Source organism: uncultured Ruegeria sp. (assembly GCF_947504215.1).
In the GTDB taxonomy this organism is placed as follows: domain Bacteria; phylum Pseudomonadota; class Alphaproteobacteria; order Rhodobacterales; family Rhodobacteraceae; genus Ruegeria.
The window spans coordinates 482,667-496,868 of record NZ_CANNGO010000001.1 but is presented as its reverse complement, the minus strand read 5'-3'; the positions used below and the strand labels follow the sequence as shown (position 1 = coordinate 496,868).

The window sequence follows — 14,202 nt, the reverse complement described above, 5'->3', positions numbered from 1 at the left end:
GCGATGCTGAAGGATCAGGACCGGATCTTTACCAACATCTACGGGATGCACGATCGGACGCTGAAAGGCGCGCAAGCTCGGGGGCATTGGGACGGAACCGCTGGCCTGATTGGCAATGGGCGCGACTGGATTATTCAAACGATGAAAGATTCAGGCTTGCGCGGTCGGGGCGGTGCGGGTTTTCCAACGGGTCTGAAATGGTCGTTCATGCCCAAGGAAAGCGATGGTCGCCCGGCCTATCTGGTGGTGAATGCCGACGAATCCGAACCCGGCACCTGCAAAGACCGCGAGATTATGCGCCATGATCCGCATACCTTGATCGAAGGCTGCCTGATCGCGTCCTTCGCGATGAACGCAAACACTTGTTATATCTACCTGCGCGGCGAATATATTCGCGAACGCGAGGCGCTGCAGGCCGCGATTGATGAGGCTTATGATGCCGGTCTGCTGGGTAAAAACGCCGCCGGATCGGGATGGGATTTCGATCTGTTCCTGCATCACGGGGCCGGGGCTTATATTTGCGGTGAAGAAACCGCGCTGATTGAAAGCCTTGAAGGCAAAAAGGGCATGCCGCGGATGAAACCTCCGTTCCCAGCGGGCGCGGGTCTTTATGGTTGCCCGACCACAGTGAACAACGTGGAATCCATCGCTGTTGTGCCAACCATTCTGCGGCGCGGAGCTGACTGGTTTGCTGGCTTTGGCCGTCAGAACAACGCAGGCACCAAACTGTTTGCGATCTCTGGTCACGTCAACAATCCTTGTGTTGTCGAAGAGGCGATGTCGATCCCGTTTGAACAGCTGATCGAAACCCATTGCGGCGGCATTCGCGGTGGTTGGGACAACCTGTTGGCAGTAATCCCGGGTGGGTCCTCGGTGCCATGTGTTCGCGGCGAGAACATGCGCGATGCGATCATGGATTTTGACCATCTGCGTAACGATCTGGGCTCGGGCCTCGGGACCGCTGCCGTGATCGTGATGGACAAGTCCACGGACATCATTAAAGCGATCTGGCGTCTGTCAAAATTCTACAAGCACGAAAGCTGCGGCCAGTGCACGCCCTGCCGAGAAGGCACGGGTTGGATGATGCGTGTTATGGACCGTCTGGTGCGCGGTGAAGCGGAGCTGGAAGAGATCGACATGTTGTTCGATGTGACCAAACAGGTCGAAGGCCACACGATCTGCGCCCTTGGGGATGCGGCTGCTTGGCCGATCCAGGGCCTTATCCGCAACTTCCGCGAAGAAATCGAAGACCGTATCAGAGCCCAGAAATCGGGTCGCATGCGCGCGATGGCGGCCGAGTGAAAATGCAGCCATCGGGTCATCATATCGCCGAGTTCAATATCGGCACGTTGCGCTACGACTGGGAAGATCCGCGCGTCAAAGACTTTGCGGATAACCTCGACCGGGTATACGCGGTTGCTATGCGTGCCCCCGGTTTTGTATGGCGCATGTCGGATGATGCGATGGAAGACGCGCAATGCGATCTGACAGGCCCGTTGGGGGGCAATCCGCGAACGGCTTCGACATTGTCGGTATGGGAAGATATTACCAGTTTGGAGAATTTCGTCTGGAACACCGTTCACAAACAGTTCTATGACCGAAAACACGAATGGTATGCGCCCAGTGACGCCTTGCGGTTGGTTTTATGGTGGGTTCCGGCTGGGCATCGACCGACCATTGCGGAGGCGGCCGAACGGTATCGTCATCTTGAAGAACACGGGGAGACCGAGTTTTCCTTTGGGTGGGCTGGTGCCAAAGAAGCGGCGCTTTGGAAAGCCGCTCAATGCGAACAGGTCGGGTGAAGGAGAGACGGTATGTTGGATGTATTCGCTGAGTATTCACACGCAATTGCCTCGCTGGTGATCTTTACCTTGATCGTCCTGTTCATGTCACCGTTTACTGCTCTGGCAAAACAGGGCAAGGGACTGGCCCCGGGCGCAACGCCAGAGCAGGACTATTCCGATAACGCTTATCGCCTGAATCGCGCTTACCTGAACGGAACCGAGACACTGCCAGCGTATCTTGCCGTGACCATTGCGGCGATCCTTTTGGGGGCAAGCCCGTTTTGGGTGAACCTGTTGGCGTCGGTTGCGTTGGTGGCGCGGATCGTCATGCTGGTGATCCATTTGCGCGGAATTGGGAAGCAAAACAGCGGGTTGCGGTCGATTTCTTATGTCGTCGGATGGGCCTGTATGGTCATTCTGGGCGTTCTGGCATTGGGGGCGGCGTTTTGATCCAACCTGACGGACATCACCTGGCGGAATTAAACATCGGGCGTTTGCTGACCCCGACTGATGATCCGCGAGTGGCGGAATTCATGAACAATCTCGACCGTATCAACGGGCTTGGCAAGCGCATGCCGGGCTTTGTCTGGATGATGGAGGGATCAGGCGAGCCGGGAACCGGCAATACCGAAAACAACATCGACGGTGATCCACAATTCGTTGCTAACATGACTGTTTGGAAAAATGTCGAAAGTCTTGAGCGTTTTGTTTGGGGCACGATCCACAAACAGTTCTACGAGCGCCGGCATGACTGGTTTGAAGTGCTGGGCGAGCCGCACTTTGTGATGTGGTGGGTGCCTGAAGGGCACAAACCGACCCTTGAAGAAGGGTTGGAGAGGTTGGACCACCTGCGGACAAATGGTCCCGACACCCAGGCCTTTGGCTGGGATGAATTGAAACAGGCAAGCAAGTGGCGCGACAATCGGTGCGCCCAGGTTGCAGCGGAGTGATTGCGATGCAGACACAGTTAACGGTCTCGGTCGTTGTCGACATGCCGCTCAGGCCGGCCGCTAAACGGGGGTGGTTACCTTGGTAAAAGTCGTTCTTAAGCGCGCTACACTTGTTTCTGCGTGTCTTCTTGTATCAGCTTGTGGATTGCTCAGGCCATCGGATGATCGGATTCTGTTCGATGGTCAGGCTTTTCGGGCCAAGGCTAAAGTGGTGGACAAAAAAGTCTCGCCAGCCGATTTCTCGGTGGTCGTAAATGGCGTATCCGCATCGTTGGATGGCGCCCGCGAGGCAGGGCGTTATGAGGGTACAAAGTTCTGCATAGAAAATTTTGGCTCGTCGCGGATCGAGTGGAAGGTTGGCCCGGATACCGAGCCACAGCAATTGCAGATCAGTGACGACAAGCTGACATTTGCGGGGACGTGCCAAAGACCATGAGCCGTGTTTTTGCATATCACAACACGATCCCTGGGCCGTTATTGCATAGCAACCGGGTCGCACGTCGTCTTGGGGAACCCAAGACGAAAGGAAAAACCATGTCTTTTGCAAAAACAATCGCTTTGGCGGCCCTCATGACAATCCCGGCGGCAGCAGACGCAAAACCGCCCTTGAGAGATGTCAAAGAGATCGACAATGAACTCTACTACATCGCCATTGCAAACGAAATTTCGGACTATTGCCCGTCGATAAGCGGGCGCCGGATGAAGGCGATCGGGGTGATATGGGGGTTGCGGTCCAAGGCGAACAAACTGGGGTATTCAGACAAGGAAATCCGCGCCTACGTGGACTCTGATTCCGAAAAAGACCGGATGCGATCCAAAGGTGAGGCCTATTTGGCCCAGCATGGCGTCTCTTACGACAATCCGAATTCCTTCTGTACGTTGGGTCGTACGGAAATCGAAAGAAACAGCGCCATCGGCGTTTATTTGAGGGCGAACTAGACCATGTCTGACCTCCGCAAAGTCAATATCGACGGGCAGGAAATCGAAGTCGATGGTGCGATGACCCTAATCCAGGCCTGCGAACAGGCTGGGGTCGAAGTGCCGCGCTTTTGTTACCACGAGCGCTTGTCGATTGCCGGGAACTGCCGGATGTGCCTGGTCGAAGTTGTTGGCGGCCCGCCGAAACCGGCGGCCTCCTGTGCGATGCAGGTGCGCGATCTGCGCCCCGGTCCGGAAGGGCAGGCGCCGGTGGTCAAGACGAACTCGCCTATGGTCAAGAAGGCCCGCGAAGGGGTGATGGAATTCCTGCTGATCAATCACCCGCTGGACTGTCCGATCTGTGATCAGGGCGGCGAGTGTGACCTCCAGGATCAGGCAATGGCCTACGGTATGGCTGGGTCACGGTTTAAAGAGGCCAAACGCGCGGTCGACGATCTGAACCTCGGACCACTTGTCGGCACCGCGATGACCCGATGCATCAGCTGCACGCGCTGCGTTCGGTTCACCACCGAGGTGGCCGGGATCACCCAGATGGGCCAAACCGGCCGCGGAGAGGATGCCGAAATCACGGCGTATCTAAACGAAACGCTCGACTCCAATTTGCAAGGCAATATCATTGATCTCTGCCCGGTTGGAGCGCTGACGTCAAAGCCTTACGCATTTACCGCGCGGCCTTGGGAGCTGACCAAGACGGAATCTGTTGATGTGATGGATGCTTTGGGTTCGAACATTCGCGTCGACACCAAAGGCCGCGAAGTGATGCGGTTCCTGCCGCGCAATCATGACGGCGTAAATGAGGAATGGATCAGCGACAAGACCCGCTTTGTCTGGGACGGTTTGCGTCGTCAGCGGTTGGACCGGCCTTACGTGCGTGAAAACGGCAAACTGCGTGCTGCGACATGGCCAGAGGCACTTGCCAAAGTGGCCGAAGCGTTCAAAGGAGCCAAAAAACCAGCTGGAATCGTGGGTGATTTGGTGCCGGTCGAGGCAGCCTTTGCGCTAAAACAGGTGATTGACGGGCAGGGTGGCGTTGTTGAATGCCGCACCGATGGGGCCAAGCTGCCTGCGGGCAATCGAGGTGCTTATGCTGGAACGGCTGCGATTGAAGACATCGATACTGCCGAGCGCATTCTGCTGATTGGAACAAATCCGCGCGACGAAGCACCGGTTCTGAACGCGCGTATCCGCAAGGCTTGGATACACGGGGCCGAGGTGGCGTTGGTCGGGCAGGCGGTGGATCTGACCTACGGCTATCACCATATGGGGGATGACCGGGCGGCGCTGCAAAAGGTCGTCGACATGAGTGGCGACGACGAAATCAAGGATAAACGTTCACTGGTTATTGTTGGGCAGGGCGCGTTGCAAGAAGCGGACGGTGCTGCCGTTCTGGCCGCTGCGCAAAGCGTTGCGACAGATACCGAAAGCGGTCTGCTCATCCTGCATACCGCAGCTTCGCGTGTTGGTGCGATGGATGTGGATGCGACCAACGAAGGCGGTATGGATGCCGTCGGCGCTGCCGATGTGATCTATAACCTCGGGGCGGACGAGGTCGAGATCAGCGACGGCGCTTTTGTGATCTATCAGGGCAGCCATGGCGATCGCGGTGCCCACCGCGCTGACGTAATCTTGCCGGGTGCCGCCTATACCGAAGAAAACGGTCTGTTCGTGAACACAGAAGGTCGCCCTCAGCTGGCGATGCGCGCAGGCTTTGCGCCGGGTGAAGCTAAGGAAAACTGGGCTATCTTGCGGGCTTTGTCGGCGGAATTGGGTGCCACGTTGCCCTTTGACTCGCTGGCCCAGCTGCGCAGCACGTTGATCGAAGCAGTGCCGCATCTGGCGCGCCTCGACGAAGTGATTGAGAACGAAGTTCAGGCATTGGACCCGGCCGCTCTGGGCAAGGCAACTTTCCGCAATGCAATCAAAGACTTCTATCTGACCAACCCGATCGCGCGCGCCTCAGAGTTGATGGCAGAACTGTCGGCGCAGGCACAGGCCCGCAAATCCGAGCAGATTGCCGCGGAATGAAGCAGACTTTCGTCATATCGCGTTCAAGCGCGCCTGCACGTGACACAAGGTGGCGGGCGGCCGCGTGCGATTTGGATATGACGCTGAACAAAAAGGGTGGCGCAATAGCGGCAGATGCTGTTTACACCAACACGCCGACCCAGCCGCAATATGCGCAGGCACATGGCCTTTGCATCGCACGCGGAAAACGGAATACCCACGGTGTGAGGACCAATGGCTGAATTCTTTAACACCCCAGGCGGAATAGCCATCATCATTCTGGCGCAAGTGCTTGCGGTTGTTGCCTTTGTGATGATCTCACTGTTGTTCCTTGTCTATGGCGACCGCAAGATTTGGGCGGCTGTTCAGATGCGCCGGGGGCCCAACGTGGTTGGCGTCTACGGCTTGCTGCAAACCGTAGCAGACGCTCTGAAATATGTGGTCAAAGAGGTGGTCATACCCGCCGGGGCCGACCGCACAGTATTTATCCTCGCCCCTTTGACATCCTTTGTCTTGGCGATGATCGCCTGGGCGGTGATCCCGTTCAACGACGGCTGGGTCCTGTCCGATATCAACGTGGCCATTCTGTACGTCTTTGCTGTGTCTTCGTTGGAAGTTTATGGCGTGATTATGGGCGGTTGGGCATCAAACTCAAAGTACCCGTTCCTGGGTTCGCTGCGCTCGGCAGCGCAGATGATCTCTTATGAGGTCTCCATCGGCCTGATCATCATCGGCGTGATAATCTCGACCGGATCGATGAATTTCGGGGCCATCGTACAGGCACAGGACGGCAATCTAGGCCTGTTCAACTGGTACTGGCTACCGCATTTCCCGATGGTGTTCCTGTTCTTCATCTCGGCGCTTGCCGAAACCAATCGCCCCCCGTTTGATCTGCCCGAGGCGGAATCCGAACTGGTCGCAGGCTATCAGGTCGAATACTCGGCCACGCCTTTCCTGCTGTTCATGGCCGGTGAATACATCGCCATCTTCCTGATGTGCGCGCTGACCACGCTGCTGTTCTTCGGCGGCTGGCTGTCACCGATCCCTGGCTTGCCGGATGGCGTATTGTGGATGATCGCCAAGATGGCTTTCTTCTTCTTCCTGTTTGCAATGGTCAAGGCAATCACGCCCCGCTACCGCTATGACCAACTGATGCGGCTGGGCTGGAAAGTCTTCCTGCCGTTCTCATTGGCATGGGTGGTCTTTGTGGCCTTTGCAGCGAAATTCGACTGGTTCTGGGGCGCGTTCGCCCGCTGGAGCGTAGGAGGCTGATATGACTCAAATCGACTACACCCGCGCCGCCAAGTACTTTTTGCTGCAAGACTTCTGGGTCGGCATGAAGCTGGGGCTGAAGTACTTCTTTGCCCCCAAGGCCACCATCAACTACCCGCACGAAAAGGGGCCCCTGTCGCCACGGTTCCGGGGTGAGCACGCTCTGCGCCGGTATCCGAATGGTGAAGAACGCTGCATCGCCTGCAAGCTGTGCGAAGCGATCTGTCCGGCGCAGGCCATCACCATCGACGCCGAACCGCGCGAAGATGGCAGCCGCCGCACCACGCGGTACGACATCGACATGACCAAGTGCATCTATTGCGGTTTCTGTCAGGAGGCCTGCCCGGTCGATGCCATCGTCGAAGGTCCGAACTTCGAATTCGCTACCGAAACCCGCGAAGAGCTGTTCTACGACAAGGAAAAACTGCTCGACAACGGCGAACGCTGGGAAGCCGAGATTGCCCGCAATCTGGAAATGGACGCGCCGTACAGATGAGTGACACGCCGACAAATCCGTTCGAGCTGATGATGAAGCAGGCTCAGGACATGGCCAAGGCGATGAACCCGGCGATGGAGAGCTTTTCGCCTAAAGGGTTCGAGGCGCTGTGGCCGACCATGCCCAAAGAGGTCATGGAGATGATGTTCGGCAATACCGTCAACACCGACGGGTTGGACGCCAAAACCCGCCTGCTGCTGACGTTGGCAGGGCTGACCTGTCAGGGGGCGCAGGCCGATGCAGCGGTGCGTCAAACCGTGCGCCATGCGCTGGAGGCCGGTGCCAGGAAACAAGAGATCGTGGAAACGATCGGTCAGATGTCGGTGTTTGCCGGCATCCCGGCCATGACCCGCGCGCTGGAACTGGCGCAAGAGGTCATGGGCGACAAAAAGGATGAGGATCAATGACCGTCTTTGCCTTCTACCTGTTTGCCATCAGTGCCATCACCGGCGGGCTGTTCACGGTGATCAGCCGCCAGCCGGTGCACTCGGTGCTGTGGCTGATCCTGTCTTTCCTGTCGTCGGCGGGACTGTTCGTGCTGCTGGGGGCCGAGTTTGTGGCAATGCTGCTGATCATCGTCTATGTCGGCGCGGTCGCGGTGCTGTTCCTCTTTGTGGTGATGATGCTGGACGTGGACTTTGCCGAGCTGAAGGCCGAGATGGCGCGCTATATGCCGCTGGCCCTGCTGATTGGTCTGGTCATCCTGATGCAGTTCGTAATGGCCTTTGGGGCCTGGGATAGCGCGCAGGGTGCTGCCGCCAATCTGGCGCAACCGATCCCCGTGGACCGCCACAACACCGAAGCGCTGGGTGTCATCCTTTACGATCAATATTTCCTTTTGTTCCAACTGGCGGGCCTGATCCTGCTGGTGGCCATGATCGGCGCCATCGTGCTGACCCTGCGCCACCGTCAAGACATCAAACGTCAGGACATCATCGGCCAGATGATGCGCGACCCGGCCAAGGCGATGGAATTGAAGGACGTGAAACCGGGGCAGGGGTTGTGATGCGACGCTTAACTCTTGCCATAATGCTGGCTGCATTTTCGAGCGCCGCTCTTGCGACCACGGACGTTGATGGTTTGCCGCAGTGGCCCGGAGAGATGCAAGGCCCAGATATTCCGGGCCTCCATCCGCACGTTTATGGCATTTGGCGTTCCAACAGAAACGGAACGGATGTTTGCTTCAATAGCATGAAGTTCTTACAGCCGGTTTGTATTGCGATGTGGGCGCGCGACTACTTTGGGAACGGGGACCAATGATCGGACTTGAACACTATCTTACGGTCGCGGCGACGCTGTTCGTCATCGGCATCTTCGGTCTCTTCCTGAACCGCAAGAACGTCATTATTCTGCTTATGAGCATCGAACTGATGCTACTGGCGGTGAATATCAACCTCGTGGCGTTCTCAAGCTTCCTTGGCGATCTGGTCGGACAGGTGTTTACGCTGTTCGTACTGACAGTGGCGGCGGCCGAGGCGGCGATTGGTCTGGCCATTCTGGTCTGCTTCTTCCGCAACCGTGGCACCATCGCGGTTGAAGACGTCAATATGATGAAGGGCTAAGAGAACTATGGAAACCACCATCCTCTTTGCCCCTCTCGTGGGCGCGCTGCTTTGCGGCTTCGGCTGGCGCTTCATCGGCGAGAAAGCCGCCATGTGGACAGCCACAGGCCTGCTGTTTCTGGCCTGTTTGCTGTCCTGGATCGTTTTCCTGACCTTCGACGGTGTCACCCAACAGATCGAGATCATGCGCTGGATCGAGAGCGGCTCGCTGTCGACAAGCTGGGCGGTGCGTCTGGACCGGCTGACCGCAATCATGCTGATCGTGGTGACGACCGTCTCGGCGCTCGTGCATCTGTACTCCTTTGGCTACATGGACAACGACCCGCAATGGCGCGAGGGCGAAAGCTATAAGCCACGGTTCTTTGCCTATCTGTCGTTCTTTACCTTCGCCATGCTGATGCTGGTGACATCGGACAATCTGGTTCAGATGTTCTTTGGCTGGGAAGGTGTGGGTGTCGCGTCTTACCTGCTGATCGGGTTCTACTATCGCAAGCCGACGGCGAACGCTGCCGCGATTAAAGCGTTCGTCGTTAACCGAGTGGGTGACTTTGGATTTGCGCTAGGAATTTTTGCACTGTTCTTCCTGACCGACAGCATCAACCTCTCCGACGTTTTCGCGTCGGCCCCGAAACTGGCTGAAACGCAGTTGCATTTCCTGTGGGGCGAATGGAGCGCAATTGAAGTGATTTGTGTTCTGTTGTTCATCGGCGCGATGGGCAAATCGGCACAGTTGATCCTGCACACATGGTTGCCGGACGCGATGGAAGGCCCGACACCTGTGTCCGCGCTGATCCACGCGGCCACCATGGTGACGGCTGGTGTCTTTCTTGTCTGCCGTATGTCACCGCTGATGGAGTTCGCGCCGGGTGCAACCGGGTTCATCACCTTCCTTGGCGCGTCCACCGCGTTCTTTGCCGCGACCGTGGGTCTGGTTCAGACCGACATCAAGCGCGTCATTGCCTATTCGACCTGTTCTCAGCTGGGTTATATGTTCGTGGCGGCTGGCGTCGGGATGTACTCGGCTGCGATGTTCCACCTGCTGACGCACGCGTTCTTCAAGGCGCTGTTGTTCCTTGGGGCGGGTTCGGTCATTCACGCGATGCATCACGAGCAGGAAATGACGGAATACGGCGGGTTGCGTAAGAGAATCCCCTACACCTTCTGGGCGATGATGATGGGAACGCTTGCCATCACCGGCGTTGGCATTCCACTGACCCATATCGGATTTGCTGGATTTCTGTCCAAGGATGCCATCATCGAAAGCGCCTTTGCCGGCGGCACTGGTTACGCGTTCTGGATGCTGGTGATCGCGGCTGCGTTCACGTCGTTCTATAGCTGGCGCCTGATCTTCCTGACATTCTACGGGGAGCAACGCGGCGACAAGCATACGCATGAGCACGCGCATGAAAGTCCGATGACCATGCTGATACCGCTGGGCGTTCTGTCGCTGGGCGCGGTGTTTGCCGGGATGATCTGGTACGGAAACTTCTTTGGCCACGCGGACAAGGTCGGCAAGTTCTATGGCATTCCGGTGGCTGAGGCATCAGAACATGCCGCGGCCGGCGACCACGGCACTGCTGATGAGACCCATGGTGACGACACACATGCCGATGAGGCGCAAGCGGACGAAAGCCATGGCGACCAAGCTGCGCATGATGACAAAGCGGCCATTGGCGGCGATCACCACTATGTATTTGCGGGTGAGCCGGGCGAGGGCGCCTTGTACATTGCGCCGGACAATCATGTGCTGGACGATGCGCATGCGGCTCCGAAATGGGTCAAGGTCTCACCTTTTGTGGCCATGGCACTTGGGTTTATAGTTGCCTATTGGTTCTACATAGTGAACACGTCGCTGCCCGCACGTCTGGCCGCGAACCAGCGTCCGCTGTATTTGTTCCTGCTGAACAAATGGTACTTTGATGAAATCTACGATGCGGTCTTCGTCAAACCGACTTTGGCAATTGGCCGGTTCCTGTGGAAACGCGGGGACGGCAATACAATCGACGGTTTCCTGAACGGAGTGGCCATGGGCGTGGTACCCTTCTTCACGCGTCTCGCGGGTAAGGCGCAGACCGGGTATATCTTTACCTATGCGTTCTGGATGGTACTGGGCATCGCAGCCCTTGTCACCTGGATGTCGATCGGCGGAGGGGCGCAATAATGGACAACATCCTCTCGATCGTCACCTTCATCCCCGCCATTGCGGCAGGCATCTTGGCCCTGTTCTTGCACGGGGACGACGCGGCAGCACAGCGCAATGCAAAGTGGATCGCGCTGTTGGCAACCACGGTCACTTTCCTGGTTTCGATTGGCATCTATACAGGCTTTGATCCATCCAACACCGGCTTCCAGATGGTGGAAGAGGGTGAATGGCTGATGGGCCTAAAATACAAGATGGGCGTTGATGGGATCAGCGTGCTGTTTGTACTGCTGACCACCTTCATTATGCCCCTGACCATTCTGGCCAGCTGGAACGTGACGACCCGTGTCAAGGAATACATGGTCGCCTTCTTGCTGCTTGAAACCCTGATGCTGGGCGTCTTCATGGCGCTCGATCTGGTGTTGTTCTACCTGTTCTTTGAGGCAGGCCTGATCCCGATGTTCCTGATCATCGGGATTTGGGGCGGGGCGAACCGGATATACGCCAGCTTCAAGTTCTTCCTGTATACCTTCCTCGGCTCAGTTCTGATGCTGGTGGCAATGGTTGCGATGTATGCGGATGCGGGCACCACGGATATCGAGGCGCTGATGACACATCAGTTCTCGTCCGAAGGGTTCAGTGTTCTGGGCGTATATGTCGTGGGTGGATTGCAAACGCTGATGTTCCTGGCCTTCTTCGCCAGCTTTGCGGTGAAGATGCCGATGTGGCCCGTTCACACCTGGCTGCCGGATGCGCACGTTCAGGCCCCGACGGCGGGGTCGGTCGTGCTGGCGGCGATCTTGTTGAAGATGGGCGGCTATGGCTTCTTACGGTTCAGCTTGCCTATGTTCCCAGTGGGCTCTGCGGTGATGACCGATGTTGTGCTGTGGATGTCTGCGATTGCGGTTGTTTACACATCACTGGTGGCGCTGGTGCAGGAGGACATGAAAAAGCTGATCGCTTATTCTTCGGTTGCACATATGGGCTTTGTGACCATGGGAATTTTTGCAGCGAACCAGCAGGGCATCGACGGAGCTATCTTCCAGATGCTCAGCCACGGGTTCATCTCAGCAGCGTTATTCCTGTGCGTCGGCGTGATCTATGACCGGATGCACACGCGCGAGATCGATGCGTATGGCGGTCTGGTCATTCGCATGCCTGCCTATGCATTGGTCTTCATGCTGTTCACGATGGCGAATGTTGGCCTGCCGGGCACAAGTGGCTTCATCGGCGAATTCCTGACAATGATGGGCGCATTCCAAGTCAATACCTGGGTGACGGCTGTGGCGGCAACGGGTGTGATCTTTTCTGCTGGATATGCGCTGTGGCTTTATCGTCGGGTGGTCTTTGGCGACCTGATCAAGGAAAGCCTGAAGGCCATGACAGACATGACTTCGCGAGAGCGTCTGATCTTTGCACCACTGATCATCATGACGATCCTGCTGGGGGTCTATCCGTCGCTGGTGACCGATGTGATCGGCAACTCGACCGCTGCGCTGATCTCGAACTATGACACGGCTCTGGCCGCGGCAGAGGCCGTGACCCAGACGGCCGCATCGCATTAAGGGAGCTTTGGAAACATGATCCAGGCTGATCTGACAATTATCCTGCCGGAAATCATTCTTGCGATCTATGCGATGGCGGCGCTGATCGGGGCTGTCTATACCACAAAGGATGCGCTGGCTCCGGTCCTGATCTGGGCGACAGCGGGTCTGATGGCGCTGTTGGCGTTTTGGATTGCCACCAATGGCGACGGCACGAATGTGGCCTTCAACGGCATGTTCGTCGATGACGGATTTTCACGCTTTGCCAAGGTTGCGATCCTGTTGTCGGCTGCCTCTGTTTTGGTGATGAGTCAAGACTACATGGCGCGCCGGGATCTGTTGCGCTTCGAATACCCCCTGTTGGTGGCGCTCGCAGCCGTAGGCATGATGATGATGGTCAGTGCCGGCGATCTGATGTCGCTTTATATGGGTCTGGAACTGCAGTCATTGGCGCTCTATGTCGTGGCAGCGTTGCGCCGGGACAGCGCAAAATCGACCGAAGCCGGTCTGAAGTACTTCGTTCTAGGCGCGCTCAGCTCGGGCCTACTGCTTTACGGTGCATCGTTGGTATATGGCTTCACCGGAACAACACTATTCTCGGGCATCATACAGACCGTGCATCACGGAGATGTTTCGGTTGGTTTGTTATTCGGCCTTATCTTCCTGATTTCGGGCCTGGCCTTCAAGGTTTCGGCCGTGCCCTTCCATATGTGGACCCCGGATGTTTACGAGGGTTCTCCAACACCTATTACAGCCTTCTTTGCAACCGCACCCAAAGTGGCCGCGATGGCGTTATTTGCCCGAGTGCTACACGATGCGTTCGGTGGTGTGGTGAAAGACTGGCAGCAGGTCATCGTCCTATTGTCCGTCTTGTCGATGCTGTTGGGTGCTGTGGCTGCAATCGGGCAACGCAACATCAAACGCCTGATGGCGTTTTCGTCGATCGCTCATATGGGCTATGCCCTGATCGGCCTCGCTGCAGGTACCGAGTTGGGTATCAAGGCCATGCTGATGTATCTGGCGATCTATGTGACGATGAATATCGGCACGTTCGCGTTCATTTTGATGATGGAACGTGATGGCAAACCCGTCACTGATATTGACGCGCTGCGCCAGTATTCGAAACGTGACCCGGGTAAGGCACTGGCCGTTCTGATCCTGATGTTCAGCCTTGCGGGCGTTCCACCAATGTTGGGCTTTTTTGCCAAGTTCGGTGTTTGGCAGGCCGGTGTCAGCGCCGGGCTGACCGGGCTGGTCGTCGTCTCGGCGATCGCTTCGGTGATTGGCGCGTTCTATTATCTCCGGATCGTGTTCTACATGTATTTTGGGGATGAAAACGAGGAACCGATCGAAACCCGATCGACGCCCGTTTTGTGGGTGGCCTTGATGGGATCTGCGGCTTTGATGTTGATCGGCGTGTTCTATCAGTTCGGTATCGAGGGCGCAGCGGCTGCTGCGGCGGCAACACTTGTCAACTGATCTTCGAATGCTTCCTACACAAGGGGCTCGGT

16 protein-coding genes are annotated in these 14,202 nt (G+C 57.0%); all 16 read left to right on the top strand.

Features of this window, described 5'->3' with window-relative positions:
• The first annotated feature begins 3 nt into the window (after window positions 1-3).
• Window positions 4-1,302 carry an NADH-quinone oxidoreductase subunit NuoF gene (gene nuoF / locus Q1B21_RS02435; RefSeq protein WP_299885459.1) on the top strand — a complete coding sequence of 433 codons (1,299 nt, stop codon included), beginning with the start codon at window positions 4-6 and terminating at the stop codon, window positions 1,300-1,302.
• A gap of 2 nt (window positions 1,303-1,304) precedes the next feature.
• Window positions 1,305-1,802 (top strand): DUF3291 domain-containing protein, encoded by a 498-nt coding sequence (locus Q1B21_RS02430; protein ID WP_299886735.1) that lies wholly within the window; start codon window positions 1,305-1,307, stop codon window positions 1,800-1,802.
• Window positions 1,803-1,814: 12 nt separating this feature from the next.
• Window positions 1,815-2,234 (top strand): MAPEG family protein, encoded by a 420-nt coding sequence (locus tag Q1B21_RS02425; protein ID WP_299885456.1) that lies wholly within the window; start codon window positions 1,815-1,817, stop codon window positions 2,232-2,234.
• The gene (locus Q1B21_RS02420; protein WP_299885453.1) at window positions 2,231-2,734 is read left to right on the top strand and encodes a DUF3291 domain-containing protein; all 504 of its coding nucleotides are present in this window, start codon (window positions 2,231-2,233) and stop codon (window positions 2,732-2,734) included. Before Q1B21_RS02425 ends, Q1B21_RS02420 begins: the two co-directional genes overlap by 4 nt.
• A 79-nt stretch (window positions 2,735-2,813) precedes the next feature.
• On the top strand, window positions 2,814-3,170 hold the full coding sequence (locus Q1B21_RS02415) for a hypothetical protein (RefSeq protein WP_299080004.1): 357 nt from the start codon (window positions 2,814-2,816) through the stop codon (window positions 3,168-3,170).
• Between the two features lie 98 nt (window positions 3,171-3,268).
• On the top strand, window positions 3,269-3,673 hold the full coding sequence (locus Q1B21_RS02410) for a DUF5333 domain-containing protein (protein WP_298932972.1): 405 nt from the start codon (window positions 3,269-3,271) through the stop codon (window positions 3,671-3,673).
• Window positions 3,674-3,676: 3 nt separating this feature from the next.
• Complete coding sequence (nuoG, locus tag Q1B21_RS02405) at window positions 3,677-5,698, top strand: NADH-quinone oxidoreductase subunit NuoG (protein WP_299885449.1); 2,022 nt, start codon at window positions 3,677-3,679, stop codon at window positions 5,696-5,698.
• Window positions 5,695-5,919 carry a hypothetical protein gene (locus Q1B21_RS02400; protein ID WP_299885447.1) on the top strand — a complete coding sequence of 75 codons (225 nt, stop codon included), beginning with the start codon at window positions 5,695-5,697 and terminating at the stop codon, window positions 5,917-5,919. The genes nuoG and Q1B21_RS02400 overlap by 4 nt, the downstream gene beginning before the upstream one ends.
• Entirely contained in the window at window positions 5,912-6,949 is a 1,038-nt protein-coding gene (gene nuoH / locus Q1B21_RS02395; RefSeq protein WP_298932966.1) for an NADH-quinone oxidoreductase subunit NuoH, read from the top strand. Before Q1B21_RS02400 ends, nuoH begins: the two co-directional genes overlap by 8 nt.
• A gap of 1 nt (window position 6,950) precedes the next feature.
• Entirely contained in the window at window positions 6,951-7,445 is a 495-nt protein-coding gene (nuoI, locus tag Q1B21_RS02390; protein WP_050602762.1) for an NADH-quinone oxidoreductase subunit NuoI, read from the top strand.
• Window positions 7,442-7,852 (top strand): carboxymuconolactone decarboxylase family protein, encoded by a 411-nt coding sequence (locus Q1B21_RS02385; protein ID WP_299885442.1) that lies wholly within the window; start codon window positions 7,442-7,444, stop codon window positions 7,850-7,852. The genes nuoI and Q1B21_RS02385 overlap by 4 nt, the downstream gene beginning before the upstream one ends.
• A complete protein-coding gene (locus Q1B21_RS02380; RefSeq protein ID WP_299885439.1) occupies window positions 7,849-8,451 on the top strand; it encodes an NADH-quinone oxidoreductase subunit J in 603 nt (200 codons plus the stop codon). The genes Q1B21_RS02385 and Q1B21_RS02380 overlap by 4 nt, the downstream gene beginning before the upstream one ends.
• A 250-nt stretch (window positions 8,452-8,701) precedes the next feature.
• Window positions 8,702-9,007 carry an NADH-quinone oxidoreductase subunit NuoK gene (nuoK, locus tag Q1B21_RS02375; RefSeq protein WP_005984024.1) on the top strand — a complete coding sequence of 102 codons (306 nt, stop codon included), beginning with the start codon at window positions 8,702-8,704 and terminating at the stop codon, window positions 9,005-9,007.
• A 7-nt stretch (window positions 9,008-9,014) separates the two neighbouring features.
• Window positions 9,015-11,168: an NADH-quinone oxidoreductase subunit L gene (gene nuoL / locus Q1B21_RS02370; RefSeq protein ID WP_299885435.1), complete on the top strand. Its 2,154-nt coding sequence runs from the start codon at window positions 9,015-9,017 to the stop codon at window positions 11,166-11,168.
• Window positions 11,168-12,712, top strand: coding sequence for an NADH-quinone oxidoreductase subunit M (locus Q1B21_RS02365; RefSeq protein ID WP_299885432.1), 1,545 nt, complete (start codon window positions 11,168-11,170; stop codon window positions 12,710-12,712). The genes nuoL and Q1B21_RS02365 overlap by 1 nt, the downstream gene beginning before the upstream one ends.
• A 15-nt stretch (window positions 12,713-12,727) precedes the next feature.
• On the top strand, window positions 12,728-14,170 hold the full coding sequence (gene nuoN, locus Q1B21_RS02360) for an NADH-quinone oxidoreductase subunit NuoN (protein ID WP_299885429.1): 1,443 nt from the start codon (window positions 12,728-12,730) through the stop codon (window positions 14,168-14,170).
• The last annotated feature ends 32 nt before the right edge of the window (window positions 14,171-14,202 follow it).